The sequence below is a fragment of the Methylobacterium guangdongense genome, from assembly GCF_038442355.1.
GTDB classification, from domain to species: Bacteria; Pseudomonadota; Alphaproteobacteria; order Rhizobiales; family Beijerinckiaceae; genus Methylobacterium; species Methylobacterium guangdongense.
In genome coordinates, this window is the sequence record NZ_JBBXMX010000001.1 from 558,429 (window position 1) to 584,266 (window position 25,838).

General features: G+C 69.5%; 22 protein-coding genes and 2 tRNA genes. 16 read left to right on the forward strand and 8 right to left on the reverse strand.

The features are described 5' to 3' along the window. Nucleotides 1–86 precede the first annotated feature (86 nt). Nucleotides 87–737 (reverse strand): protein-L-isoaspartate O-methyltransferase family protein, encoded by a 651-nt coding sequence (locus tag AAHG09_RS02725; RefSeq protein ID WP_342105216.1) that lies wholly within the window; start codon nt 735–737, stop codon nt 87–89. A 307-nt stretch (nt 738–1,044) separates the two neighbouring features. Here AAHG09_RS02725 and AAHG09_RS02730 point away from each other — a divergent pair, with 307 nt between their 5' ends. From AAHG09_RS02730 to AAHG09_RS02755, 6 genes are all read left to right on the forward strand, one after another. After that, a complete protein-coding gene (locus AAHG09_RS02730) occupies nt 1,045–3,021 on the forward strand; it encodes an alpha/beta hydrolase domain-containing protein (RefSeq protein ID WP_342105217.1) in 1,977 nt (658 codons plus the stop codon). 133 nt (nt 3,022–3,154) lie between these two features. Further along, on the forward strand, nt 3,155–4,444 hold the full coding sequence (locus AAHG09_RS02735; RefSeq protein WP_342105218.1) for a PQQ-dependent sugar dehydrogenase: 1,290 nt from the start codon (nt 3,155–3,157) through the stop codon (nt 4,442–4,444). Between the two features lie 23 nt (nt 4,445–4,467). Then, nucleotides 4,468–5,037 carry a c-type cytochrome gene (locus tag AAHG09_RS02740; RefSeq protein WP_342105219.1) on the forward strand — a complete coding sequence of 190 codons (570 nt, stop codon included), beginning with the start codon at nt 4,468–4,470 and terminating at the stop codon, nt 5,035–5,037. Between the two features lie 283 nt (nt 5,038–5,320). Continuing rightward, nucleotides 5,321–6,028 carry a glutathione binding-like protein gene (locus AAHG09_RS02745; protein WP_342105220.1) on the forward strand — a complete coding sequence of 236 codons (708 nt, stop codon included), beginning with the start codon at nt 5,321–5,323 and terminating at the stop codon, nt 6,026–6,028. A gap of 9 nt (nt 6,029–6,037) precedes the next feature. Next, the gene (locus AAHG09_RS02750; protein ID WP_342105222.1) at nt 6,038–6,613 is read left to right on the forward strand and encodes an NUDIX hydrolase; all 576 of its coding nucleotides are present in this window, start codon (nt 6,038–6,040) and stop codon (nt 6,611–6,613) included. Beyond that, nucleotides 6,610–7,506, forward strand: coding sequence for an inositol monophosphatase family protein (locus tag AAHG09_RS02755; protein ID WP_342105223.1), 897 nt, complete (start codon nt 6,610–6,612; stop codon nt 7,504–7,506). The genes AAHG09_RS02750 and AAHG09_RS02755 overlap by 4 nt, the downstream gene beginning before the upstream one ends. 78 nt (nt 7,507–7,584) lie before the next feature. Here AAHG09_RS02755 and AAHG09_RS02760 read toward each other — a convergent pair whose 3' ends face one another. Then, a complete protein-coding gene (locus AAHG09_RS02760) occupies nt 7,585–7,902 on the reverse strand; it encodes an ArsR/SmtB family transcription factor (protein ID WP_342105224.1) in 318 nt (105 codons plus the stop codon). A gap of 50 nt (nt 7,903–7,952) precedes the next feature. Here AAHG09_RS02760 and AAHG09_RS02765 point away from each other — a divergent pair, with 50 nt between their 5' ends. Both AAHG09_RS02765 and AAHG09_RS02770 read left to right on the forward strand, forming a co-directional pair. Beyond that, the gene (locus AAHG09_RS02765) at nt 7,953–9,101 is read left to right on the forward strand and encodes an MFS transporter (RefSeq protein ID WP_342105225.1); all 1,149 of its coding nucleotides are present in this window, start codon (nt 7,953–7,955) and stop codon (nt 9,099–9,101) included. A 150-nt stretch (nt 9,102–9,251) separates the two neighbouring features. Then, entirely contained in the window at nt 9,252–9,980 is a 729-nt protein-coding gene (locus tag AAHG09_RS02770; protein WP_342105226.1) for an SDR family oxidoreductase, read from the forward strand. A 108-nt stretch (nt 9,981–10,088) separates the two neighbouring features. Here AAHG09_RS02770 and clpB read toward each other — a convergent pair whose 3' ends face one another. After that, the gene (clpB, locus tag AAHG09_RS02775; protein ID WP_342105227.1) at nt 10,089–12,713 is read right to left on the reverse strand and encodes an ATP-dependent chaperone ClpB; all 2,625 of its coding nucleotides are present in this window, start codon (nt 12,711–12,713) and stop codon (nt 10,089–10,091) included. Between the two features lie 199 nt (nt 12,714–12,912). Here clpB and AAHG09_RS02780 point away from each other — a divergent pair, with 199 nt between their 5' ends. Then, nucleotides 12,913–13,683: an MOSC domain-containing protein gene (locus AAHG09_RS02780; protein ID WP_342105228.1), complete on the forward strand. Its 771-nt coding sequence runs from the start codon at nt 12,913–12,915 to the stop codon at nt 13,681–13,683. 152 nt (nt 13,684–13,835) lie between these two features. Further along, nucleotides 13,836–14,846 (forward strand): NAD-dependent epimerase, encoded by a 1,011-nt coding sequence (locus AAHG09_RS02785; protein ID WP_342105229.1) that lies wholly within the window; start codon nt 13,836–13,838, stop codon nt 14,844–14,846. A gap of 26 nt (nt 14,847–14,872) precedes the next feature. Here AAHG09_RS02785 and AAHG09_RS02790 read toward each other — a convergent pair whose 3' ends face one another. Then, nucleotides 14,873–15,640, reverse strand: a complete 768-nt coding sequence (locus AAHG09_RS02790; protein ID WP_342105230.1) for a collagen-like protein — start codon at nt 15,638–15,640, stop codon at nt 14,873–14,875. A 491-nt stretch (nt 15,641–16,131) separates the two neighbouring features. Then, the gene (locus tag AAHG09_RS02795; protein WP_412759974.1) at nt 16,132–18,159 is read right to left on the reverse strand and encodes a putative bifunctional diguanylate cyclase/phosphodiesterase; all 2,028 of its coding nucleotides are present in this window, start codon (nt 18,157–18,159) and stop codon (nt 16,132–16,134) included. Between the two features lie 267 nt (nt 18,160–18,426). On the opposite strand from AAHG09_RS02795, the gene AAHG09_RS02800 reads away from it, so the two are divergent. Further along, a complete protein-coding gene (locus AAHG09_RS02800) occupies nt 18,427–19,494 on the forward strand; it encodes a spore photoproduct lyase family protein (protein ID WP_342105231.1) in 1,068 nt (355 codons plus the stop codon). A gap of 50 nt (nt 19,495–19,544) precedes the next feature. Then, complete coding sequence (locus tag AAHG09_RS02805; protein WP_342105232.1) at nt 19,545–20,003, forward strand: nucleoside deaminase; 459 nt, start codon at nt 19,545–19,547, stop codon at nt 20,001–20,003. A gap of 4 nt (nt 20,004–20,007) precedes the next feature. On the opposite strand, the gene AAHG09_RS02810 is transcribed toward AAHG09_RS02805, so the two are convergent. Both AAHG09_RS02810 and AAHG09_RS02815 read right to left on the reverse strand, forming a co-directional pair. After that, nucleotides 20,008–20,319, reverse strand: coding sequence for an ETC complex I subunit (locus tag AAHG09_RS02810; RefSeq protein ID WP_342105233.1), 312 nt, complete (start codon nt 20,317–20,319; stop codon nt 20,008–20,010). Nucleotides 20,320–20,344: 25 nt separating this feature from the next. Then, nucleotides 20,345–20,421, reverse strand: a tRNA-Pro gene (locus tag AAHG09_RS02815). Between the two features lie 221 nt (nt 20,422–20,642). Here AAHG09_RS02815 and AAHG09_RS02820 point away from each other — a divergent pair. The 4 genes from AAHG09_RS02820 (at nt 20,643) to AAHG09_RS02835 (ending at nt 25,682) form a co-directional block, all read left to right on the forward strand. After that, nucleotides 20,643–20,870, forward strand: a complete 228-nt coding sequence (locus AAHG09_RS02820) for a hypothetical protein (RefSeq protein ID WP_342105234.1) — start codon at nt 20,643–20,645, stop codon at nt 20,868–20,870. 715 nt (nt 20,871–21,585) lie between these two features. Beyond that, nucleotides 21,586–22,905 (forward strand): polysaccharide biosynthesis/export family protein, encoded by a 1,320-nt coding sequence (locus AAHG09_RS02825; protein WP_342105235.1) that lies wholly within the window; start codon nt 21,586–21,588, stop codon nt 22,903–22,905. 361 nt (nt 22,906–23,266) lie between these two features. Next, nucleotides 23,267–24,382: a glycosyltransferase gene (locus AAHG09_RS02830; RefSeq protein WP_342105236.1), complete on the forward strand. Its 1,116-nt coding sequence runs from the start codon at nt 23,267–23,269 to the stop codon at nt 24,380–24,382. Nucleotides 24,383–24,527: 145 nt separating this feature from the next. Further along, complete coding sequence (locus tag AAHG09_RS02835; RefSeq protein ID WP_342105237.1) at nt 24,528–25,682, forward strand: glycosyltransferase family 4 protein; 1,155 nt, start codon at nt 24,528–24,530, stop codon at nt 25,680–25,682. Between the two features lie 19 nt (nt 25,683–25,701). Here AAHG09_RS02835 and AAHG09_RS02840 read toward each other — a convergent pair. After that, nucleotides 25,702–25,777 (reverse strand) — tRNA-Val (locus AAHG09_RS02840). Between the last annotated feature and the right edge of the window lie 61 nt (nt 25,778–25,838).

Below are 25,838 nucleotides of genomic sequence, written 5' to 3' on the forward strand. Positions count from 1 at the left end.
CTCCTGCGAGGCCTCCGCTGCGGCTCCGGCACCTCAGGATGAGGTCGTGGGTTGGACGTCGTTTGTATTGAACGACTTGCGATCCCTCAGAACGCGAACCCGGCTTCCTCCTGGAAGGCCTTGAGCCCGGGCAGCGACGCGTCGAACAGCGGCCGCGCCCCGAAGGCGTCGCCGGCGCGTACGAACAGCGTCACCTTAGCGTTGCGGTGAGGTCCCATCACGCAGACGAGGCGACCGCCGTCCTTGAGCTGCTCAAGCAGCGCCTGCGGCCGGACCTCGACGCGGCCATTGACCAGAATCACGTCGAACGGCGCCTGCTTGGGCGCGCCCGACTCGATCGGCCCCTCGATCACCTGCGCGGTCGTGCCGAGCCGGCTCCGCGCCTCGGCGGCGAGGTCGGGCACCGATTCGAGCGCGGTGACCTGGGCGCCGAGATGCGCCATCACCGCCGCCGCGTAGCCGTAGCCGGTGGCGACGTCGAGGGCGGCGACGCCCGGGCGGATCTTCAGGGCCTGGATCATCCGGGCCAGCACCATCGGCGCCGGCATGCAGCGGGTTTCGTCGCCCGCGTCGATGTGCAGGGTCTGGTCGATATACGCGAAGGGCTCGCGCCCCTTGGGCACGAAGGTCTCGCGCGGCACGTCGTCGAACGCGTCGAGCACCGCGATGTCGTTGACGTCGAAGGTCCGCAACTGGCAGTCGACCATCATCCGCCGCGCCTGCGCGTAATCGATCATCGAACCCTGTCCTCGCACCGGATCGGAACGCCGCACCGGCCAGGCTCCGGCGGACGGCCGGTCACCCCGGCCAAGCCCAGCTTCCCGGATGGGGCGCGTTTTCGGAGATCGGTCGCCAAAACGCAAGGCGAGCGCGCGCGTCCGCGGTCGAATGCGGCCCCATCCCGCGGCCGATCCGTGAGCCTGACATCCGCGGCCGACGTGAAAGCCCGGTCGACCGAATTCTGTCGACATGGGCGCTCGACCTCCGTCATCTCATGAACAAGGCCCGGTCCGCCGTGGCTCAGAACATTCGGGAGGTCGAGGAATGCGTATCCGCGCCGTGCGCCTGCGGGCCTGTCTGGGCGCCCTGGCGCTGGTCCTTCCACTCACGGCCCCCGCCTCGGCGCGAATCGTCGGCATCGACGTCACCGCGGTCGAGCCCTTCGCGGAGGGGGCGGAATTCGGGCCGGCCGGCCCCTACGAGCGGGTGATCGGCTTCGCCCGCGGCGAGATCGACCCGGCCGATCCGGCCAATGCCGGCATCGCCGATATTGCGCTGGCGCCCCGCAACGCCCGCGGCCTCGTGGAATACCGCACCGACCTGTTCATCCTGCGGCCCAAGGATCCGAAGCGCGGGAGCGGCACCCTCCTCTACGAGGTGCTGAACCGCGGCCGGAAGTTCCTGTTCAACTGGGTGCTGGACGCGCCCGCGCAGGCTGGCCAGGCCGTCAACGACCCCCGCACGGCCCGGGACGTCGGCACCGCCCTGGTGCTGAACCGCGGCGACACCATCGTCTGGTCGGGCTGGGAAGCCGATGCCCTGCGCCAGAACGGCGGCATGGCGATCGACGTGCCGGTCGCGACGCGGGACGGCAAGCCGATCACCGCCCTCGTGCGGGACGAGCTCGTCAGCGGCACGCGCGGCCCGACCGAGGCCCCTTTCTACCTGACCTTCGCGGCGGCCGGGACGGACCAGCCGAACGCCACCCTGACGGTCCGGCGCCGGGAGGCCGATCCGCCCCAGCCGGTGCCCCGCGCCGCCTGGACCTTCGCCGGGCCGAAACAGCTCAAGCTGCTGCCCGAGGGCACCAAGCCGCAGCCCGGATCGCTCTACGAGTTCACCTACGAGGCCGTGGGCCCGAAGGTCCTGGGCCTCGGCTTCGCCGCCACACGGGACGTGGTCGCCTATCTGCGTGGGCGGGCGGCCGACAATCCGGCGGGGGGCGGCGTGCAACGCGCCCTGGCGCTCGGCATCTCGCAGAGCGGCCGATTCCTGCGCGACTTCGTCCATCTCGGCTTCAATCGGGACGAGGCCGGCATCCGCGTGTTCGACGGGATGCTGGCCCATATCTCCGGTGTCGGCGGCGTCTTCCTCAACGCGCGCTTCGCCCAGCCCTCGCGCACCAACACGCAGCACGAGGATCACCTCTACCCGGAGAACGCCTTCCCGTTCTCGGCCGCCTTCCAGCACGACCCGGTGACGGGCCGGCGCGGCGCGCTGCTGCGCGGCGACGGCTTCGATCCCCTCTGGATGGAGGTGAACACCGAGACCGAGTACTGGCAGAAGGGCGCCTCGCTGCTGACCACCGACCCCCTCGGCAAGACCGATGCCGATCTGCCCGACACGGCCCGGGCCTACCTGATCGCGGGCGGCTTCCATTACGGCCGCTCCGGCCTCGCCTCCGACAAGGGGCCCTGCGCCAACCCGCGCAACACGCTCAATCCCGGTCCGGCCCTGCGCGCCCTGCTGGTCGATCTCGACGAATGGGTGCGCGACGGGAAGGCCCCGCCCGCGAGCCGGGTGCCGCGCCTGTCGGACGGGACCCTGGTGGAGCCGGCCGCGACGAGCTTCCCGTACACGCCCGGCCTCGCGGTCGCGACCTTCACCAACGCGATCGCGCGCTTCCCGACCTACGTCGATCCGCATCCCGAGGCGGGCCCGCAATACCGGCCCCTGGTGCCGCGGGTCGATGCGGACGGGCAGGACATCGCCGGCATCCGCCTCCCCGCCGTGGCCGTGCCGCGCGGCACCCATACCGGCTGGAACCTCTACGCCGAGCCGTTCCCGGCCGGCGAGCTGTGCGACCGGGAGGGCAGCCTCCTGCCCTTCGCGGCCACGAAGGCCGAGCGCGACGCCAGGGGCGACCCGCGCCCGTCGCTGGCCGAGCGCTACCCGGACTCGTCCGCTTACGCGGATGCCGTCGCCCGGGCGGTGGATGCGCTGGTGGCCGATCGTCTGCTGCTGCGGGAGGACGGCGACCGGCTCATCGAACAGGCCCGCACGAATTCGCCGCGGCCTTGATCCGGCATCGGGTTACGGCGGCAGGGCGCTGTCGCTCCATTGCCATCCCGACGCTCGCCTCCCAAAGCTTCTCGTTGAATAAAGAGTGCAGAACACGCGCGCCGAGCGAATGCCGGCCGTATCGGGAGAGACCATGACGCCGACCTGTACGATCTCCAGCAAGCCGCTCCTGAGCCGCAGCCTCGCCGCGGCCCTCACCTGCCTCGGCCTGGGTGCCTTCGCCCCCGGCACCGCGCGCGCGCAGGAGACGCCCGCCTCCGCCGCCACGCCCGCGCCCGTGAAGGCGGTCGAGAAGGGCGATGCCCTCTACGGCCGCCCCGAGGGCGGCGCGGCCGCCAAGCTCGCACCGGTGGCCGGCCCGCCCCTGGCGACGCCGGTCGCCAAGCTGCCGCTCGACAAGCTCAAGGTGCCGGACGGCTTCAAGATCGAGGTCTATGCCAGCGGCATCGCCAACGCCCGCGAGATGACCCAGGCCCCGGACGGCACGCTGTTCGTCGGCACCCGCACCGTGGGCAAGGTCTACGCGGTGTTGCCGCAGGCGGGGCCGGACGGGAAGCGCGAGATCAAGACCATCGCGTCGGGCCTGCACCGGCCGAACGGCGTCGCCTTCCACGACGGCGCCCTCTACGTCGCGGAGCTCTCCAAGATCTGGCGCTACGACGACATCGAGAAGCATCTCGACGGCTCGGAGAAGCCGACCCTCGTCTACGACGACCTGCCCAAGGACGAGGCCCACGGCTGGAAGTTCATCGCCATCGGCCCGGACAACAAGCTCTACGTTCCGGTCGGTGCGCCGGGCAACATCGTGATGCCGCCCGACACCCACGCCCAGATCCGCCGGATCGACCTCGACGGCAAGAACGCCGAGGTGATCGCCCGGGGCGTGCGCAACACCGTGGGTTTCGATTGGAACCCGAAGACCAAGCAGCTCTGGTTCACCGATAACGGCCGCGACTGGGTCTCGGAGGATATCCCGAACGACGAGCTGAACGTGCTCACGGAGCCGGGCAAGCAGCACTTCGGATACCCGTACTGCCACCAGGGCACCTTCACGGATCCGGAATACGGCTGGGGCCATTCCTGCGCGGAGTTCACCGCACCGGCGGCCTTGCTCGGGCCGCACACTGCCTCGCTGGGCATGCGGTTCTACACCGGCACGCAGTTCCCGGAGGCCTACCGCGACGCGATCTTCATCGCCCAGCACGGCTCGTGGAACCGCACCACCAAGCTCGGCGGCGCGGTCGTGGTGGCCAAGCCCGGCGCCGACGGCAAGGCCGGCGCGCCCGAGCCGTTCCTGACCGGCTTCCTCCAGGACAACAAGTATGTCGGCCGCCCGGTCGATGTCCTCGTCGCCAAGGACGGCTCGCTCCTCGTCTCGGACGACTATAACGGTGCGATCTACCGGGTCAGCTACGGCAAGTGATGCAGCACCTCGGTCGTTTACGCATGATCCGGGGGCTGATCCCAGCCCTCGGCACGCTGGTGGCGGGGGCGGCGCTCGCCGCCCCGGACGCGGCGGTGCAGGAGCGTCTCGCCCCCTGCATCGCCTGCCACGGCGCCGGTACGTCCGAGACCGAGGGCGTACCCTCGCTCGGCGGCCAGATGCCGGATTACGTGGTCACGCAGCTGTTCCAGTTCCGCGAAAAGCAGCGCGAAGCGGCGCCGATGAACGACATCGCCGCCGGCTTCTCCGACGACGATCTGCGCGCCTATGCGGACGCGATCGGAACGCTGCCGCCGCCGACCCGGGCCGGCGACCCCGCCGATCCGGCCCTGATGGCCCGGGGGCAGGCGCTGGTCGCCAAGCACCAGTGCACGTCCTGCCACGGCGCCGACCTTGCCGGCCGGGACGCGATCCCGCGGATCCGCGATCAGCGGGAGGACTACCTCGCCAAGGCGCTGGCCGGCTACAAATCGAACGCCCGGCCGGGTTACGACCCCGCGATGAACGAGGTCGCGCAGGAACTGAGCGAGGCCGACATCAAGGATCTGGCGGCCTACGTGTCGCGGCTCTGAGGGGCCACTCGAAACCGCCTGTCCATCCCTCGGCCTCATCCTGAGGTGCCCGCGTCAGCGGGCCTCGAAGGAGGGATCCAGGGATCGCGCGGCTGGACGGAAGGCTCCTTCGAGGCCTGCGCTCCGCTTCGGCACCTCGGGATGAGGTGGTTTGGTTGGAGGACCAGCCCACCCGGGATGCTTTCGCGCGACGCGATGGACGCGCGGTCTCGAGCCGGAGCTTGACCGATGGACCCCGCAGGCCCACTTCCGTCCGTGCGGGGGCATCGTGGGACGTAAGCCGATGATAGATCTCTACTACTGGCCGACGCCGAACGGCCACAAGATCACGATGTTTCTCGAAGAGGCGGGGCTGCCTTACAAAATTAGTCCGATCAATATTGGCAAAGGCGAGCAATTCAACCCGGAATTTTTGAAGATCGCCCCCAACAACCGCATGCCGGCGATTGTCGACGACGAGCCGGTGGGTGGCGGCGCCCCGGTCACGCTGTTCGAATCGGGCGCGATCCTGCTCTACCTCGCCGAGAAGACCGGGCGCTTCATCCCCGGCGACCTGCGCGGCCGGGCCGAGGTGCTGCAATGGTTGTTCTGGCAGATGGGCGGGCTGGGCCCGATGCTCGGCCAGAACCACCACTTCTCGCAATATGCGCCCGAGAAGATCGACTACGCGATCAAGCGTTACGTCAACGAGACCAACCGGCTCTACGGCGTGCTCGATCGGCGCCTCGCCGACCGCGCCTACGTCGCGGGATCCGACTATTCCATCGCCGACATGGCCTGCTACCCCTGGATCGTGCCATGGGAGAAGCAGGGCCAGAACCTCGACGATCACCCCAACCTGAAGCGCTGGTTCACGGCGATCGCCGAGCGGCCCGCCACCAAGGCGGCCTATGCCCGCGCGCCGGAGGTCAATCCCGATTTCGGCAAGACCATGAGCGAGGACGCCAAGAAGGTGATGTTCGGCCAGACGGCCGCCAACACCAAGCGCTGATCCGCACCGATGAGCGAGACGCCGGCCGCGCTGCCGCTGAGGGTGATCCACCGCGGGTGGAACACCTTCGGAATCGCCACGCTGACCCTGCCCGACGGCAGCACGGTGCCCCGGGCGCTGGAGCATCACGGCGAGGCGGCCTGCGTCCTGCTCTACGATCCCGGGCGGCGCGTGGCGCTGCTCGTCCGGCAGGCCCGCGTCGGGCCGGCCTTCTGGGGTGAGTCGGCCGACCTCGACGAGGCACCGGCCGGCGGCCTCGACGGCGGCGAGCCCGAGGCGACCGCGATCCGGGAAGCCCTGGAAGAGGCGGGGGTGCATCTTCGGCAGCTGGAGTGCGTGGTGCATGCCTACAGCATGCCGAGCGTGTCCTCTGAGCGCCTCTGGCTCTACCTCGCCCCCTACGGAGAGGCCGACAGGATCGGCCCCGGGGGCGGGCTGCACGCGGAGGGCGAGCAGGTTTTGCCCGTCGAGGTCCCCCTCGCGGAGCTGGCCGACGCCGCCCGTTCGGGCCGGATCTCCGACCTCAAGACGCTCGTGCTCGTTCAGGCGCTGATGCTCCGTCACCCCGCGTTGTTCGCCCCATGACCACTTCGCCCGACCCCTCCGCGCAGGATGTCCTCGCCCGGATGCTGGCCTTCACCGAGGAGGCCGCGCCCCTCGCCCTGCGCATGCGGGCCGCCGGGCTGGACATGACCAACAAGGGCCCGGATCTGGGCCAGGCCCTCACGGAGGCCGACCTCGCCGTCAGCCGCCTGCTGCACGATCGCCTCGGCCCGGACCTGATCGAGGAGGAGACGGCCGACGCCCTCGGCCACGCGGCCGCCTCGGCGCTGCTCGCCCGGGACGCCTGGACCTTCGTGGGCGACCCGATCGACGGGACCCGGCCCTTCGCGGGCGGCCTCACGGGCTGGGGCGTGATGGTGGCGGCCTGCCGCTCGGGCTGGCCGCGCATCGGCGTGATGAGCCTGCCGGTCTGGAACGAGGACCGCTCCGGCCCCGCCCGGATCGGTCCGCCGGAGGCCGCGCGGGGCGTCCTGCTCGCGGCCTGCGAGGGCCGAGCCCTCTGGGGACAGACCCGGGGCGGGCGCCTCACCGGGGCGCTGCAGCCCCTGGAGCGGCCCGCGACGCGCACCGGCCATGTCGGCTGGCTCGCCGTCTCGGCGCAGCGCTACACCCTCGATTACGGGCGCGGCTGGTTCCCCTGGAGCGAGGGCGGCGCGATCTCCGACGCCGCCCTCCTGGCGACCGGCCGCCTCGACGCGACGCTGACCAGCAACATGCTGTGGGATCTGGCTCCGCTCCTGCCGCTGTTCGAGGCGCTGGGTTACGGCCTGTTCCACTGGCCGGATCTCGCGCCGCCGCCCGCCGCCTTCATCGACCTGTTCAATGAGAAGCTATCGGGTCACGACGATCTCTGGATGATCTGCCGGGACCGGGATCAGGCGGCCGATCTGGCGCGGGCGATCCGCCGCGTTTAGGGCCGCGCCCGATCGCGCGGCCCAAGGATGAGTGCGTGGTCGCGCGCCCTCGCGCAGAATCGGCGTCCGACGTGGCCATCAATCCGAACGCCCATGCGCCAGGATCGCGTCCAGCAGGCCTGGAAAGCGCGCCTCGAGATCCGTGTGCCGAAGCGAGATCAGGCAGCGCATGCCCTCGGGTCGCGTGCGCGTCACGCCGGCCTCGCGGAGGATCTTGAGGTGATGCGTCATCGTCGAGCGCGGCACGCTCTCGGCGAGGAGATCGCCGGAGGAGCGCTCGGCCCCGTCCTTCAGCGCCCGGACCACGGCGAGCCGCGTCGGATCGCTCAGCGCGAACAGGATCCGGTGCAGCGTCAGCGCGTCGGCCTCGGGATGGAAGAACTTGCGTGAGCTCATGGTGGCGGTAACGTACGGTGTTCGTCGTACATCGTAAAGCGAGTCGCGCCATGGAACGAATCGCTGTTCTGGCCCTCGGGATGTTCGCCCTGGGCCTGGATGCCTATGTGGTCGCCGGTCTACTGCCGGGAATCGGGGCGAGCTTCAGGATCGCCTCCGCTGAGGCCGGGCAGACCGTCACCGTCTTCACCCTCACCTACGCCCTGGCCGCACCGGTCTGCGCCACGCTGCTGGCCGGGCGTCCGGTCCGTAAGGTCCTGTCGCTGGCGCTCGCGGTCTTCGCCCTCGCCAATGCGCTGAGCGCCTGGGCGGTCGGCCTGTCGTGGCTGCTCCTGGCCCGGGCGCTGGCCGGCCTCGCGGCGGGTCTCTACGCACCCGTGGCGGTCGCGGCGGCAGCCAACCTGGTCGAGCCGCGCCGAAGGGGCCGCGCGCTCGCGTTCACGCTCGGCGGCATGAGCACCGGCACGGTGGTCGGCGTGCCGGCCGGCCTCTGGATCGCGGAGCGGCTCGGCTGGCAGGGGACGCTCACGATGGTGGCACTGCTCGGTGCCCTGGCGGCCGCCGCCATCCTCCTGCGCCTGCCCGATATCCCCGCTGCGGAACCGCCCTCCTGGCGGGCGCGGGCCGCGCTCCTCGCCGATCCGCGGATCCTCGCCACCGTGGCGGTCTCGTTCCTGACCGCCTTGGCCAGCCTCGGCCTCTACACCTACGCGGCGCCGCTCCTTGATCGCGCGGGGCTCGGTGAGGCTGCGGCGGGGTATTTCTGGGCCTGGGGTATTGGCGGCCTCCTCGGCAGCTTCGCAATCGGCCCGCTGATCGACCGGACGGCGGCACCCCGCCGGCTGATGGCCCTGATCCTGGCCATTCTGACCCTGACGCTGGCCGCGCTGCCGGCCCTGCTCGGCCGCGGTCCCTTGGGCTACCTGCCGTTCCTGATCTGGGGCGCGATGGGCTGGGCCTCGCAGGCACCGCAGCAGCACACCTTGCTCGGCCTCAAGCCTGCGTACGGCAGCGTCGCCGTCGCCCTGAACAGCTCGGCGAACTACCTGGGCGGCGCGGTGGGCGCGGCGCTCGGAGGCGCGGTCATGGCGCTGGGGGGCCTCGCCGCGTTGCCGGTCGCGGCGGCCGGGGTCGCGGTGGCGGCCCTGATGCTTCAGCTCGCGATCCTGATGCGCAGGCCGTCAGCCGCAGCCGCCTGATCGTCGGGGCGCAAGAGGGCCGAACGGGTGCCCTCCGTAGCCCCGATCGCTGCGGAATCCGCCCGCGCGATGGGCACCCCGGACGTGGTCTGCCACTATGATCCCGGCGACCGTCCCCGCAGAAGAGGGACGCGCGCCAGGGAGCAAGGAATGGCTGATCTCTCCGGAAAAACGGTTCTGATCACGGCGGCCGGTCAGGGCATCGGGCGCGCGAGCGCCCTGGCCTTCGCGCGGGCCGGGGCGCGGGTCCACGCCACCGACATCAACGCGGCGGCGCTGCAGGATCTGCGCGCCGACACCCTCCAGACGGCGCCCCTCGACGTGCGGGACGAGGCCGCCGTCAAGGCTTTGGTCGCCGGGATCGGCACCGTCGACGTCCTGTTCAACTGCGCCGGGATCGTCCACGCCGGGACCATCCTGGAGATGCCCGACGCCGACCTCGACGTCGCCTTCGACCTCAACGTCAAGGCGATGATCCGCACGATCCGCGCCGTGCTGCCCGGCATGATCGCGCGACGCGACGGCGCGATCATCAACATGGCCTCGGTGGCCTCCTCGGTGAAAGGCGTGCCGAACCGCTTCGCCTACGGTGTGACCAAGGCCGCGGTGATCGGGCTGACCAAGGCGGTCGCGGCCGACACCGTCGGCCACAACATCCGCTGCAACGCGATCTGCCCCGGCACGGTCGAGAGCCCGTCCCTGCAGGAGCGCATCCGCGCGCAGGGCGATTACGACCAGACCCGCGCGGCCTTCATCGCGCGCCAGCCGATCGGGCGGCTGGGCACACCGGAGGAGATCGCGGATCTCGCGGTGTATCTCGCGGGGGCGACCTACACGACCGGTCAGGCCGTCACCATCGACGGCGGCTGGACGATCTGACCAGACCGCGGACCGGCGAGACGCTGCGTCGCTCCGGCGATGCCGTCGGACGACCGCGAATCGAACAGGGGCGGCCCGCCACAGGCGGACCGCCCCGTCAGGGAACGCTCAGTTCAGCGTCGCGTGGACCGGCCGGCGCTCGGAGCCGACCGTGACGTCGCCGATCATCAGCCCCATCGGACCGAGACGGACCGACACCGTCTCGCCGTCATGGATCTTGCCGGAGAGCACCAGCTCGGCCAGGGGATCCTGGACGTTCTTCTGGATCACCCGCTTCAACGGCCGCGCCCCGTAGGCCGGGTCGTAGCCCTTGTCGGCGAGCCAGTTCTTGGCCTCTTCGTCGACCTCCAGGGTGATCTTGCGATCGTCCAGGAGCTTCTGCAGGCGCCCGAGCTGGATTTCGACGATCGCCCCCATTTCCGACCGCGCGAGGCGGTGGAACAGGATGATCTCGTCGACCCGGTTCAGGAATTCCGGCCGGAAGTGGCTCCGCACCACGCCCATCACCTCGTCGCGGACCGCCTCGGTGTCCTGGCCCGCGGGCTGGTTTACCAGATACTCGGCCCCGAGATTCGAGGTCATGATCAAGAGCGTGTTGCGGAAATCGACCGTCCGGCCCTGTCCGTCGGTGAGCCGCCCGTCATCGAGAACCTGCAGCAGGACGTTGAACACGTCCGGATGCGCCTTCTCGACCTCGTCGAATAGCACGACCTGATAGGGCCGCCGCCGCACGGCTTCGGTGAGGGCACCGCCCTCCTCGTAGCCGACGTAGCCCGGAGGCGCGCCGATCAGCCGGGCGACCGCGTGCTTCTCCATGTACTCGGACATGTCGATGCGCACGAGCGCCGTGTCGTCGTCGAACAGGAAGCCGGCCAGGGCCTTGGTCAGCTCGGTCTTGCCGACGCCGGTCGGGCCGAGGAACATGAACGAGCCGATCGGCCGGTTCGGGTCCTGCAGCCCGGCGCGGGCCCGGCGGACCGCGGTCGAGACCGCCTCCACCGCCTCGCGCTGGCCGACGACGCGCTTGGACAGCGCCTCCTCCATGGCCAGCAGCTTCTCGCGCTCGCCCTCCAGCATCTTGTCGACCGGCACGCCGGTCCAGCGGGAGACGACGCCCGCGACGTGGGCGGGCGTGACCGCCTCCTCCATCATCGCGTTGCTGCCGCTCTCGGCCTTCGCCTCGATCTCGGCGAGCTGCTTCTCCAGGCCCGGGATGACCCCGTAGGCGAGCTCACCGGCGCGCTGGTACTGGCCCTGGCGCTGGGCCGCGGCCAGTTCGTTGCGGGCCTCGTCGAGCTTCTTCTTGAGGCCGGCGGCCGTGCCGAGCTTGTCCTTCTCGGCCTTCCAGCGGGCGGTGATCGCCGCCGAGCGCTCCTCAAGGTCGCCGAGTTCCTTCTCCAGCCGGACCAGCCGGTCGCGGGAGGCGGAATCGGACTCCTTCTTGAGCGCCTCGGCCTCGATCTTCAGCCGGACGATCTCGCGATCGATGTTGTCGAGTTCCTCCGGCTTCGAGTCGACCTGCATGCGCAGGCGCGAGCCGGCCTCGTCCACGAGGTCGATCGCCTTGTCGGGCAGGAAGCGGTCGGTGATGTAGCGGTTCGACAGCGTCGCGGCCGCCACCAGGGCGGAATCCTGGATGCGCACGCCGTGGTGCTGCTCGTACTTCTCCTTCAGGCCGCGCAGGATCGAGACCGTGTCCTCCACGGTGGGCTCCGACACGAAGACCGGCTGGAAGCGGCGGGCGAGCGCCGCATCCTTCTCGACGTGCTTGCGGTACTCGTCGAGCGTGGTCGCGCCGACGCAGTGCAGCTCGCCGCGGGCGAGCGCGGGCTTCAGCAGGTTCGAGGCGTCCATCGCCCCGTCCGCCTTCCCGGCGCCGACCAGCGTGTGCATCTCGTCGATGAACAGGATGATCCCACCTTCGGCGGCCGTGACCTCGGAGAGCACGCCCTTCAGCCGCTCCTCGAACTCGCCGCGATACTTCGCGCCGGCGATCAGCGCGCCCATGTCGAGGGCGAGCAGGCTCTTGTCCCGCAGGCTCTCCGGCACGTCGCCGTTGACGATGCGCAGGGCCAGACCCTCGACGATCGCGGTCTTGCCGACGCCGGGCTCACCGATCAGCACCGGGTTGTTCTTGGTGCGCCGGGACAGGACCTGGATAGTCCGCCGGATCTCCTCGTCGCGGCCGATCACCGGATCGAGCTTGCCGTCCCGGGCGGCCTCGGTGAGGTCGCGGGCGTATTTCTTCAGCGCGTCGTAGGCGTTCTCGGCCGAGGCGTTGTCGGCGGTGCGGCCCTTGCGCAGCGCGTTGATCGCGGCGTTCAGCGAGGCGGGGGTGACGCCCGCCGCCTGGAGGGCCTTGCCGGCCTCGGAATCCTTCTCGACCGCCAGCGCGAGGAGCAGCCGCTCCACCGTGACGTAGGAATCGCCCGCCTTCTCGGCGGCCTTCTCGGCGGTGTCGAACAGGCGCATCAGTTCGCGCGTCGCCTGCGGGGCGGCGGCGTTGCCGGAAACCTTCGGCTGCTTGGCGAGCCACTGCTCGGTCTGGGCCAGCGCCACCCGCGACTGTCCGCCCGCGCGGTCGATCAGGCCGGCGCACAGGCCCTCCGGATCGTCGAGCAGCACCTTCAGCAGGTGACCCGGCTGAAGCTGGGGATGTCCCTCCCGCATCGCGAGGTTTTGAGCCGCCTGCACGAAGCCGCGGGCGCGCTCGGTGTACTTTTCGAAATTCATGCCCAATCCTCCCGTACCGGCATCCGCCGCCCATGGTGAGGCGCGGCGCCACCGAAACGTCGCCCTCCGGCTATCCGCCGCGCGAGGGCCCCGGCGCCATAGATGGCCGCCGGTGCTCCCGATGTGGTGTTGCAAATGCGCACCACAAGGGTCGGCAAAGCCCTTGCGCGCGGGATCATTTCAGGGCCACGCTGCACGCATGACCGATCCGATTCACGTCAGCGCCCTCCATCGCTATCCGGTGAAGGGTCTTAGCCCCGAGCCCGTCGAGCGGGCCGAGCTGGAGACCAGCGGATTCTTCCCCGGCGACCGGCTCTACGCCATCGAGAACGGGCCGTCCGGCTTCAACGCGATCGCGTACCGGCATCAGCCGAAGACCAAGTACCTGATGCTGATGCGCGACGAGGCTTTGGCCAGGCTGCGCACCCGCTTCGACGACGCCACGGCGACGCTGACCGTCGAGGGATTCGGCGAACCGCAGGCCTTCCGGCTCGACACGGAGGCCGGGCGGGACGGCCTCGCCGACCTGATGCGGCGGTTCGTCCCCGAGAGCCTGCGCGGGGAGCCCAAGGTGCTCGCCGCCCCGCCCCAAAACCGCTTCACGGACTCGGCGACCGGCTACGTCTCGCTGATCAACCGGGCGAGCGTGACGGCTCTGGAGGATTACCTCGGCAGCCCGGTCGATCCGCTGCGCTTCCGCGGCAACCTGCTGGTCGAGGGGCTGGCGCCCTTCGCCGAACTGGAGATGGTCGGCCGGGTGATCGAGGCGCCGAGCGGGCTGCGGCTCAAGATCACCAAGCGCACGGTGCGCTGCGCGGCCACCAACGTCGACCCGGTGAGCGGCATCCGCGACTGCGACATCCCCTGGACCCTCGACGCGCGGCTCGGCCACCGCGACCTCGGCGTCTACGCGGAGGTGATCGCCGGCGGAGCGATCGCCCGCGGCGACGCGCTGCGGCCAGTGGGCTGAGGACCGGCGCCCCGCTCCGGGGCAACCCGGATCGCTGCATGCGGGGTCTACAACCCGCCCGCGCGGCCGGTATATGCGGCCCTTGAGGCGCAGGCGCCTCTCCCGACACCGGCCCGCGTCTCACGGATCCTGCCGCAGCCTTGGAGCACGCCATGAAGCATGTCCTGGTGACCGGGGCGGCCGGTTTCATCGGCTACCACGTGGCGAAAAGCTGCCTGGAGGCGGGGTGCCACGTGGTCGGGCTCGACAACCTGAACGCCTATTACGATGTCGCCCTCAAGGAGGGCCGCCTCCGCGCGCTCGAACCACACGACAGCTTCACCTTCCAGAAAACCGATCTGGCCGACCGCGCGGCAATGGAGGCGGTCTTCCGGGAGCGGACCTTCGACACGGTCATCCACCTCGCCGCGCAGGCGGGGGTGCGCCACTCGATCGAGAACCCGCACGCCTACGTGACCAGCAACATCGACGGGTTCCTCAACGTGCTGGAGGGCTGCCGGCACGCGCGCGTCGGCCATCTCCTCTACGCCTCGTCGAGTTCGGTCTACGGCGCGGTGACGCAGATGCCGTTCTCGGTCCACCAGAACGTCGATCACCCGGTCAGCCTCTACGCGGCGACCAAGAAGGCCAACGAACTCTTCGCCCACAGCTACAGCCATCTCTACGGCATCCCGTGCAGCGGCCTGCGGTTCTTCACGGTCTACGGTCCCTGGGGCCGGCCCGACATGGCGTTGTTCCTGTTCACCCGGGCGATCCTGGCGGGCGAGCCGATCCAGGTGTTCGGCCACGGACAGATGCGGCGTGACTTCACCTATATCGACGACGTGGTCGAAGGCGTCGTGCGCCTCGCGGGGGCGCCGGCCCAGGCCAATCCGGCCTGGAACTCGGACGCGCCCGATCCCGGCAGCAGCAGCGCGCCCTACCGGGTCTACAACATAGGCACCCATCAGCCGGTGCAGCTCCTGCGCCTGATCGAGATCCTGGAAGCCTGCCTCGGCCGCAAGGCGCGCATGGACTTCCTGCCGATGCAGCCCGGCGACGTGCCCGCCACCTATGCGGATGTCACGGATCTCGCGGCCGCGATCGGCTACGCGCCGAGCACGCCGATCGAGGTCGGCGTGGAGCGGTTCGTCCGCTGGTATCGGGATCACTACCGGGTCTGACCGAGCCCCGGGGGAATCCCCGCGCCTCAGTAGCGGTCTTCCGACGTCACGCCACCGCCCGGCTCGACCTCGGGCGAGGCATCCGGCGGCGGCGCTTGCCGGTCCGGGCGCGGCCGTGTCGCCGCCCGCCGGGGTGCGGGTGCCGGCCTCTGCGCGACGCTGGGGGCCACGGTCTTCCCGGGCGGCCCTGCCGGACCGGGCGGACCCGCCGGCCCCTGTGCGCCACGAGGACCCGCAGGGCCGATTGGCCCCATCGGACCCATCGGCCCGGTCTCGCCGGCCGTTCCGGCCTCGCCAGCCTGCCCCGGCCGACCGGGCTCACCCTGCGGACCCTGAGCGCCAGCGGCACCCGCCAAGCCGGGCGGACCAACCGGGCCCGCCAGGCCCATCGCGCCCGGCTCTCCAGCCGGGCCGGCGGGACCAGCAGGCCCCGTCTCGCCCCGAGGGCCCTGCGGCCCGGGCGGCCCGACGAGGCCGGGCGCCTGCGGCCCCTGCTGCCCGCAGCCTCCGACCACGACGCTGCGGGACTGCTTCGGCGTCTTGAGCGTCGCGATGCAGGTCGCCGGGTGATAGACGACGCGAAACTCGAAATAGCCGTTGCTGTCGGTCCGCTGCGGGAACTGGCCATCAAGCGTGATCTCGGTCTCGGGGTCGTCGGCGTAGCCGATGATCCAGAGGTCGCCACCGGTGATCTTGGCCGCCTCGATCCGCATCTCCGCCCAGGCGGGGGCCGACCAGGCGGTCCACGCGGCGACCATCCCGAAGACGACGTGGCGCCGCCGCGCTGCGCGCATAGAAAGATCCATGATCATTTGAGCGGCCACCATGCCGCAAAGCTCAGGTTAAGCAATAACCTGATTCTGACATCGAATGTGAAAAACGTAGTTTTCCAAGGGTCGTTACCTGAATTCGGCCTTGGTAAGCATTGGTACTCCGAACCACCGGCACGCCGTGCCAGAGGTTCGCCGAGGCCCGCTCACAGCTCCGGCAACGGACATTCCTGGGGCGGCTCAGGCGGGCAAGCCGGATTGCACCGCCCTCTTCCTAGGCGCATGCCGCGCCAGTGGAATGCGACCCGGTGGCCGGCACACGCAGTCGTGACGTGTCGATCTGGATCGACCCGTGCCGGTGCGCGGCGCTCTTCGGGGGGGATATCGGATCCGGTTCCGTTGTCGCGCCACCTGCCCGCGGGAGGGGCGCAGGCCGTGAGCCTGCCTGCTTGCCCCCTCGCGACGGTTGGGGGGCAATCCGCGACCCACGATCGGCGCCCCCGCCGAACAGGCCCTCAGGCGGCCGCGGTGTGAAACGCGAACACCTTCGCCTCCAGCTCGGACACCGGCATCGGTCGGCCGAGATGGTAGCCCTGAAGGAAGGGGCAGCCCATCGTCTGCAGGGTCCGCAGATCCTCGTCGGATTCGACCCCCTCGGCCACGACCTCCAGCCCGAGCATACGCCCGAGGCCGAGGACCGCGAGGACCAGGCCGCGCTTGTCGTCCGAGGCGTTGAGGCCCGTCACGAAGCTCCGATCGATCTTGATCCGGTCCGCGCGCAGCTGCCGCAACGACGAGAGCGAGGAGTAGCCAATGCCGAAATCATCGAGGGCGACACGGATGCCCGCACGCGACAGGGCGTGCAGCTTGCCCTGAACGGCCGCGATATCGAGGGCGGTCTCCTCGGTGATCTCGATCTCCAGCATGGCGGGCGGCAGATCGAGGGCCTTCAATCGCTCGATGACGATCTCGTCCACCGGCACCTGGGCCATCTCCTGGGGGGAGACGTTCATGGCGACGCGCACCGTCCCGAGGTCCCGGTCGCGCAGGATCCGCATCATCGCGCAGACCTGTTCGAGGATGCAGCGCAGCAGCGACTCGGTCAGCCCGGCGGCTGCCGCCGTGGCGATCAGGTCGGGCGGCGCGATCCAGCCGAGCCGCGCATGCCGCCAGCGCACCAGGGCCTCCAGGCCAACCAGCGTCTTTGCGTCCAACGCGTAGATCGGCTGGAACCACACCTCCGGGGCGGCTTCCGCCAGGGCCGTCGAGAGGTCGCGTTCCAGATCGCGGCGGATCTGAAGGCGCTCGCGCAGACCCGTATCGAACATGCGATAATGATTCCGGCCGGCGGCCTTTGCGGCATAAAGGGCCGCATCGGCGCAGCTCAGCAGTTCGGTCAGGCTCGGTTCCGGCCCGGAATGCACACCGATGCTCACCCCGAGCCGGCCGGCATCGAAACCGTCGAGCGGCTGCGCCACCGCCGCGACGAGGCTGGCCGCGAGACGGTCCTGGGGGATGCCGGTGGCGGCCGGATCGTACAGCACCGCGAACTCGTCGCCCCCGAGCCGCGCGGCGAGACCGTCCGCCGGCAGCACGGCGCGGATGCGTCGGGCCACCTCGACCAGCACCCGGTCGCCCGCCTTGTGGCCGTAGACGTCGTTGACGAGCTTGAAGCCGTCGAGATCGAGCAGCAGCAGGCTGATCGAGCCGGCCTGGAGGCGGGTTTCCCCCTGCTGGATGAAGCCGGCCCGATTGAGGAGGCCGGTCAGGTCGTCGTGCGTCGCGCGGCGACGCATCTCGTCGGCCAGCGCGCTCACGCTCGCATGGGCCTCCGCGCGGGACCGCGCCAGCGCGGTCGCCTCGTTCTTGAGCCGGCTCGCCTCCTGGAAACCGGCCTCGCTCCGGAACGCCGTGTGCGTCAGGGCCAGGAGGTAGAGCAGCACGCAGGCCGCGAGGCAGTTCCGATCGAAATCCCCGGCCGCGACGAGACAGATGGTGACCGTGAGGAGCGGCGGCAGGATGAAGGCCAGCGGGATCCGCGCATACGCAGTCCCGTGCGTCACCGCGCCGGCGGTGATGCCGCAGGTGACCGCGAGGTAGAACAGGGTCTGCGCCGAGGTGTAGCCCTCGCAGAGCAGCGGCTGTCCGGCCCAGACCAGGCCGGACAGGAACGCGGCCGCGATGCAGGCCCGCAGATGCCGTTCGACCGACGCGATGGAGGCGATCGCCATGGCGGGCGTCGTCTCCGGCGTTAGGCCCAGCCCGAGGCAGGGCGCGCGGCACAGGCCGATCCGGATGAGATTGACGATCGTCGAGAGCGCGAACCAGATGGCGCCGGCCTCGCCATGCCCGCTGCGATACGCGACCAGCATGCTCGCCAGCCCGAGCAGCATGTTCACGGGAATCGCCGCCAGGACGCTGCCGCGCATGGCTGCGAGCTGGTCCCTCCGAACGAGCGCGCGCAAGAGCGATCCGGCCGGACTGGCGGATTCACTCGAGGCCAGAGGAACCGGAACAGACATCTCCTGATCCCGAACGGTCATCCTGCGTCCATCAGGGGACCCACGATCATCCTTCCCGAATCATAAGATACTGTTGCCGGGTGACCGGCGTCCACAGCCGACTCGCACTTGTCCGAGTTTTCAGGCGCTGCAAGCGGCCCTTCGGATCCGACACGGATTCACCGTCCGGTCGCGCGGCCGGCCCGAAACAGCGGTCGCCCCCCTTAGGACGACGGGTCGCAAGCCATTCCGGCCGTCCTGTCCAGCCCCATATCGCGGGTCGGGCCGCATCCGGGCCCCGGATCGATCATGGCCCTCACCCGCGATCTCCTCGATATCCGGCGGATCTACCAAGAGCCCGCAGTGGCGGACTTCCCGCTCGGCCAGGAAATCCTCGCGCGCTTCCCCGAGGCCGAACGCATCACCGTACCCTCGCACTGGAACATCCCGGACCTGCACGGGAATGCCGGATCGGTGGACGATTGGGTGCGGATCAAGCGCGAGACCCTCGTGCTCGGGGTCAAGAAGGGCCTGACCATGCGGCCGAACGGCCGGAGCGCGCATTTCATCGCGCCCTCGACCTCCAACGGCTGCGCCATGGCCTGCGCCTATTGCTACGTGCCGCGCCGCAAGGGCTTCGCCAACCCGATCTCGCTGTTCGTGAACATCGAGCAGGCCTGCGCGGCGATCGGCCGGCACGCCGCCCGCCAGGGCCCCCTGCCGACGCCCGACCTGATCGACCCGGCCCTCTGGGTCTACGACATCGGGGAGAACGGCGACCTCTCGGTCGATGCCGCGGTGAGCAGCGGCGTCGCGCGCCTGATCGCGCTGTTCCGCGACCTGCCGAACGCGAAGGCGTCCTTCGCCACCAAGACCGTGAACCGGGACCTGTTGGGCTACGATCCGCAGGGCAAGACGCGGATCCGCTTCTCGCTCATGCCGGCGCGCATCGCCCGGGTCGTGGACGTGCGCACCGCGCCGATGCCGGAGCGGATCGCTGCCATCAACGACTTCGTGGCGGCCGGCTACGAGGTCCACGCCAACTTCTCGCCGGTGATCCTCTACGAGGGCTGGGAGGCCGATTGGCGCGCGCTCTTCGCCGAGATCGACGCCACGCTCTCGGATGCCGCCCGGGCGCAGCTCAAATGCGAGATCATCATGCTGACCCACAACGCGGATCTGCACGCGGTGAATCTGGGCTGGCACCCCCGCGCGGAGGATCTCCTGTGGCGGCCGGACATTCAGGAGACCAAGGTGTCGGAGGGCGGGGGCACTAACCTGCGCTATCGGACCGGCTGGAAGGGGAAGTGGCTCACCCGGTTCAAGGCGCTGCTGGCCGAGACGCTGCCCGGCTGCACGGTGCGCTACGCGTTCTGAACTCCCGGCCGCCCCCCCGCGTTGGAGCGCCAGCGAGAGGGGGGCGAACCATGTCGACGCACGAGACCTATATCGGTGAGGCCGTGGCGCTCGCCGCCGAGAACGTCGCCGCCGGGGGCTCGCCCTACGGGGCCGTGATCGTGCGCGACGGCGCCGTGCTCGTCTGGGCCGCCAACACCGTCCACGCGACCAACGACCCGAGCGCCCATGCCGAGATGGTGGCGTTGCGCGAGGCGAGCCGGATCCTCGGCCGCCGCGACCTGTCCGATTGCGTGATGTACGCGAGCGGGCGCCCCTGCCCGATGTGCCACGCCGCGATGCGGCTGGCCGGCTTCAAGCGGGGCTACTTCGCCTTCTCGGCCGAAGAGGCCGAGCAGTATGGGGCCGGCAGCGCGGCGATCTATGCCGAACTGTGCCAGCCCCTCGACGCGCAGCCGATGCGGCTCAGCCAGATGCGGCCGCCGGGCGAGTCGCCCTATCCGGCGTGGCGGGCGCGGCGGGACGCCTGAGACGTCAGTGCGTCCAGGGCGCGGTCCGGTTGAACTTAAAATTGTCCGAATAGGACAAACCCTTGCGGGCGGCGGGCTTGGCCGGCTGCTCGACGCGGTAGGCGATGCCCTCGCGCTTGGCGTAGGCCACGGCCTCCTCCTCCGTGTCGAATTCCAGCCGGACCTGCTGCATCATGTCGGCCGATCCGTTCCAGCCCATCAGCGGATCGATCTCGCGTGGGCTGGTCCGGTCGAACTCCAGAATCCACTGCTTGGTCCGGGCCAAGCCGGATTGCGTGGCGTCCCGAGACGGACGGAAGATGCGGGCACTCGGCATCTGACGCGACAGGCTCCTGAACTCATGGTCGGGGCGATAGGATTCGAACCTACGACCCCCTGGTCCCAAACCAGGTGCGCTACCAGACTGCGCCACACCCCGACACCCCGTTGAGGGCTTCCGATCCCTAGCGTTTCGGCCGCCCCGCCGCAAGGCGAGCGACGCGTATCCCCCTGCGGCCGAACGGGCCACGAATACCGCCGCAACCCACAGAAATATCCCGGTCTTCGAGCAGCCGATACATCCGTCCCGCGTGACAGCGGCATTGGTAAATGATTTGCTAAGATCTCCTGCCGCGCCCGGTGCGTGATGGAGAGATCCCAGTGTTGGACGATAATGACCCGCGCCGGTACGACGACCCGCTCTGGTACGATCGAGTGGAGGCCGACGAACCGCCCGGCCTGATGCTGAACGCGGTGGCGTACGTATTCCTGCTGCTGCTCGCGGCCTGCGCCCTCGTGGTGAAGCTGTACTGGCTCCCCAACACGGTGTGGTACCGCCTCGCCGGATGGATCGAACGCCGCCGGGTCTCGTCGGCCAAGCGGATGTGACGTTCGGGCCTCGGGGGGTGAGCCGGACCCGCACAGGCGGCTGCCCGCAGCGACCGGCCGAACCGACCGCTCTCGAGCATGCAACCGCTCCACCGTCACCGATCGCACGCTCTTTGCGTCACGAGATCGGCTAATAGGCGTTCTCGCCGGTTTTCCTGTATATTCCAGACGTGCCGCGTTGCGCCGCCGGGGATCGGGCATCGGACGAGGCGCGGTTCCAGGTCACACGGAACCGGTTGCACGAACAGCCCAGGAGGCTTCGGATCGATGACCGGCACCGAGACGCCCATGCGCCGCAGGGCAGGCCTGTCTCGGCATGCGAGGATCGTCGGACCCCCGGTCCCTCCTGATTCTGCGCCGCGCCCGGACGGTCTCCGCACTCTCCGACCTGTGAAGCCGGTTCGGAGCCCTGGACGCAGCCGGGCCATCCCGGCACAGTCCCGCGCCGAGCCGGTTCGCGCGCCCTCTCGTACGTTGCGCCATGGGGCTGAACCGACACGGCCGGTCCCGGCCCGCGGATTACCCCACCGGGGCGGGCACCGTTGCCGGCGACACGCCGGGCCGAACGGGGCTTCGGTCGGACACCATGATCTTAGATCGGGCGGCTTTCCGCCTGGATCCGATATTAGGAATGGCTTAATTCCCGGCTCGGCTATGCGTAAGGATTACGACCATGGATAAACATGCGGGCGGCTGGAAGCGCCGAATAAAACGCATGCGTCACGCCGGCTCGAAGTCTCTGGCCGTCGTCTGTTCGCTGGTCGTCCTGATCGTGATGCTGCCGGCGAGCGGCTATGCCCTCGACAGCGACTACAAGCTCGGCGCAGGCGACAAGGCCCGCGTGCGGGCGAGCGAATGGCGCGCCTCGCAGGCGCAGGTCTACGAATGGGATGCGATCTCGGGCGAATACACGGTCAATTCGGCGGGCTACATTTCCATGCCCCTGATCGGCGACGTGAAGGCCGCGGGGAAGACGACGAGCGAGCTGTCCGACGTCATCGCGGAGGGCTTGGTCAAGAAGATCGGCACGGTGAAGCGCCCCGAGATCGCGATCGAGATCACCCAGTATCGGCCGTTCTACATCCTCGGCCCGGTGTCGAAGGCCGGTGACTACCCGTATCGGCCGAACCTGACGGTCCTTCAGGCGGTCGGCATCGCGGGCGGGTTCCGCCGGACCGCCGACGAGCGGCCGGAGCGGGAATCGATCAGCGGCGAGGGTGACCTCAGCGTGCTGCAACTGAATATGTCCTCCTACCTGACGCAGCTCGCGCGCCTGAACGCCGAACTGTCGGACGCCGGCACCATCACCTTCCCCGCCGAGATCAACAGTCAGGCGAACAATCCGACCGTGCGCGATTTCATCAAGCAGCAGGTCAGCATCTTCCAGTCCCGCAAGGAGTCGATGCGCGCCCAGCTCAAGTCCTACGAGGCGCTCAAGGTGCTGCTCGCTCAGGAGGTCACGTCGCTCAACGAGCGCGCGCAGTCTCAGCAGCGGCAGATCGAGCTCGCCAAGCGCGAGCGGGATGCGGTCGATACCCTGATGAACAAGGGCCTGACCGTGAACGCGCGGCAATCGACCCTCGAGCAGCAGCTCGCGCAGTTCGAGTCATCCCGGCTCGACATCTCGACCTCGATCCTGCGCGCCCAGCAGGAGCTGAGCAAAGCCGATCGCGACAGCTTGGAGCTGCGCAACAAGTTCAAGAATGCGGTGTCGGACGAAATCCACGCCGTCTCCCTGAAGGTTCAGGAGACGAAGGAGAAGATCAACACCGCGCAGGCGCTGCTGTCGGAGACCGACGGATACATCACCAAGGCGAGCGACCGGAACGCCCGGATCTCCTACACCATCGTCCGCAAGGTAGACGGCAAGGTGCAGGAGATCGCCGCCGATGAGAGCACGCCCGTCTTCCCCGAGGACGTGGTCCGCGTCCGGATCAACCGGCGGCCCGATTTCGTCGAGACCGGGCGCACCGAACTCGGGTCCGAGCAGGCGGCCGGGCAGCTTCCCGGAGCGCAGCTGAAGAGCATCCGGTAGCGGGCGCCGCCAGGACGGCGACGCCGCCGTCCATGCAAGCGGCCCGTGGCCGGAACATCCGGGGATTCCATAAAAGCTCGGTCACCGGAGCGGCAAGCGCAGCGTGCTCCGACGAAGGGCGCTGCGCGGCCGCCGCTTCGAACCGGCACCCCACGCGGCAGCGATACCTCCGGCCCGCCGCGCCTGCGCCGCGGCACAGGCCGATGGGTGCGTGGCGCTCATCCCGACCCGGCTGCCCCCATGCGACGGCAGGCAAGATCGGGGTCTCCCCGCAGGGCCGACGACGCCCAGCGTGGCCTCACACGAACGCTACGCCGCTCCGGCTTGAACGACACAACACGGTTTCGACGAGGCAGACTGAATGAAAGTTGCGATCGTTCATTACTGGTTGGTGGGGATGCGCGGCGGCGAGAAGGTCGTCGAAGCCCTGTGCAACATGTATCCGGACGCCGATATCTTCACGCATGTCTACGATCCGGCGGCGATCTCCTCGACCATCAAGGCGCACCAGATCAAGACGTCGTTCATCAGCCGCCTGCCGTTCGCGGTCGCCAAGTACAAGTCGTACCTGCCGCTGATGCCCATGGCGCTGGAGCAGCTCGACCTGCGCGGCTACGACCTCGTGATCAGCAGCGAGTCGGGCCCCGCGAAGGGCATCATCCCGCCCTCCGCATCCACGCATATCTGCTACTGCCATTCGCCGATGCGCTACGTCTGGAACATGTTCCACGACTACCGGGAGCGCACGGGCTTCATCAATCGCCTTATCATGCCGCCTGCGGCCCATTACATCCGCAACTGGGACTCGATCTCGGCCAATCGCGTCCACGAATTCGTGGCGAATTCGGCCACCGTGGCCCGGCGCATCGAGACCTATTACCGGCGTCACGCGACGGTGGTGTATCCCCCTGTCGATACCGACGCCTTCAGCATCGTTCCCGATGCCGAGCTTGGCGATTACCACCTGATGGTCGGTGAACTCGTCCGCTACAAGCGGCCTGAACTGGCCGTCGAGGCGTTCAACCGGCTCCAGAAGCCCCTCGTGGTCATCGGCGGCGGCGAGATGCTGCGCGAATTGCGCGCCCTGGCGGGTCCCACGGTGAAGATCCTCGGGCCGCAACCGTTTCCGGTCCTCAAGCACCACTATGCCCGCTGCCAGGCCCTGATCTTCCCGGGTGAGGAGGATTTCGGCATCGTGCCGGTGGAGGCGATGGCAAGCGGTCGTCCGGTCATCGCGTATGCGCGCGGCGGAGCCACGGAGACCGTCCAGGACGGGATCACCGGGACGTTCTTCCAAGACCAGACCGTCGACGCCCTGATCGACGCCGTCGAGCGAAGCCAAAGGACCGCCTACGATCCGGCGCGGATCGCCCAGCGGGCGTCCGAATTCGGGCTGGACCGCTTCACCCGCGACATGACGCGGTTCATCGACCAGACCATGGCCCGAGCGAGCACCTCCGTCCGGCCCATGATCTGACGTCCACCCGGGGGGGGCGCCGCGCGCGCACCGAACCGTTCGGCCGCCCCGGCGGGCGTGACGCCAGGGCCGGCACAATCCTCTGCACCATCATGCCTCTGCACCATCATGGGGGGCGCATGGTGGTCATGGCTCGGGACGCACCATGAAGAAGATCCTGTTCGTCACGCACGCGGCCCATTACGGCGGCGCCGAGCTTTTCCTGCGCGATATGGTGATCCACGCCCGGCAGGGCGGTCACCATTGGCCGGTGATCTTCCTCGATGACGGCCCCTTGGTCCAGGATCTGATCGCGGCCGGCTCGGAGGCGCGGACCGTGAAGGCCGGCGCGCAGATCCTGAAGCTAAAGCGCGGATCGAGCCTCCGGGACGTGGTCTCGGCCCTGATGGGCATCTTCGCGGCCGTCGGGGCGCTCGTCCGGGCATTCCGGGGCGTCGACATCATCTGTGCCAACAGCCAGAAGTCGCTGTTCCTGGCGGGCCTCGCCGCACGTCTCGCGCGCAAGCCCTTCGTCTGGATCCTGCACGATCTGGTGACGGACAGCAGCTTCTCGCCGACCATGCGGCGCGCGCTGGTCTTCTTTGCCAACCACATGACCGTCCGCGTGGTGGCGAATTCCCGCGCCGCCAAGGACGCCCTGATCGAATGCGGCGGCCGCGGCGACAAGATCTCGGTCGTCTACAACGGCTTCGATTTCACGGCGGATCTCCCGGACTCGGGGGCGGAACGCGATGCTGTTCTCCGGGAGGCCGGCTTACCGGATCGGCCGACGGTCGGCGTGTTCGGCCGGATCGCGGAATGGAAGGGCCAGCACGTCCTGATCGAGGCTATCGACCGGATCCCGGGCCTGCAGGCGCTCATCGTGGGCGATGCGACCTATCAGGACAGCGCCTATTTCGATCGCCTCCGCGCCATGGTCGATGAGAAGCATCTGTCCGATCGGGTGAAATTCCTCGGCTTCCGGAAGGATGTTCCGCGTCTCATGGCGGCGGTCGACATCGTCGCGCACACGTCGATCGACCCGGAACCGTTCGGACGCGTCATCGTCGAGGGCCTCGCGCTGGGACGCCCCGTGGTCGCTACGCGGGGCGGCGGCGTGGGCGAGATCATCGACCATGGAACGACTGGGCTTCTCTATCCGCCGGGGGACAGCGCGGCGCTCGCCGAGGCCCTACGATCGCTGATCACTGAGCCGGCGCTGGCCGCGCGTTTAGGGGCGGACGGGCGGCGCGCGGTCATGGCACGGTTCTCGATCGAGCGGTCGGTACAGGATCTCGAAGGCGTGTTCGCGGGTCTGTGAGGCTCCACGCGGGGAACGCTGGTGGGCGGTGACGGGCTCGAACCGCCGACCCTCTCCGTGTAAAGGAGACGCTCTACCAACTGAGCTAACCGCCCCGCGATCGACCGTTACGGCATGGCGACGGTCCGGTGCAAGAGTCGGTGCCGCGGATCTGTG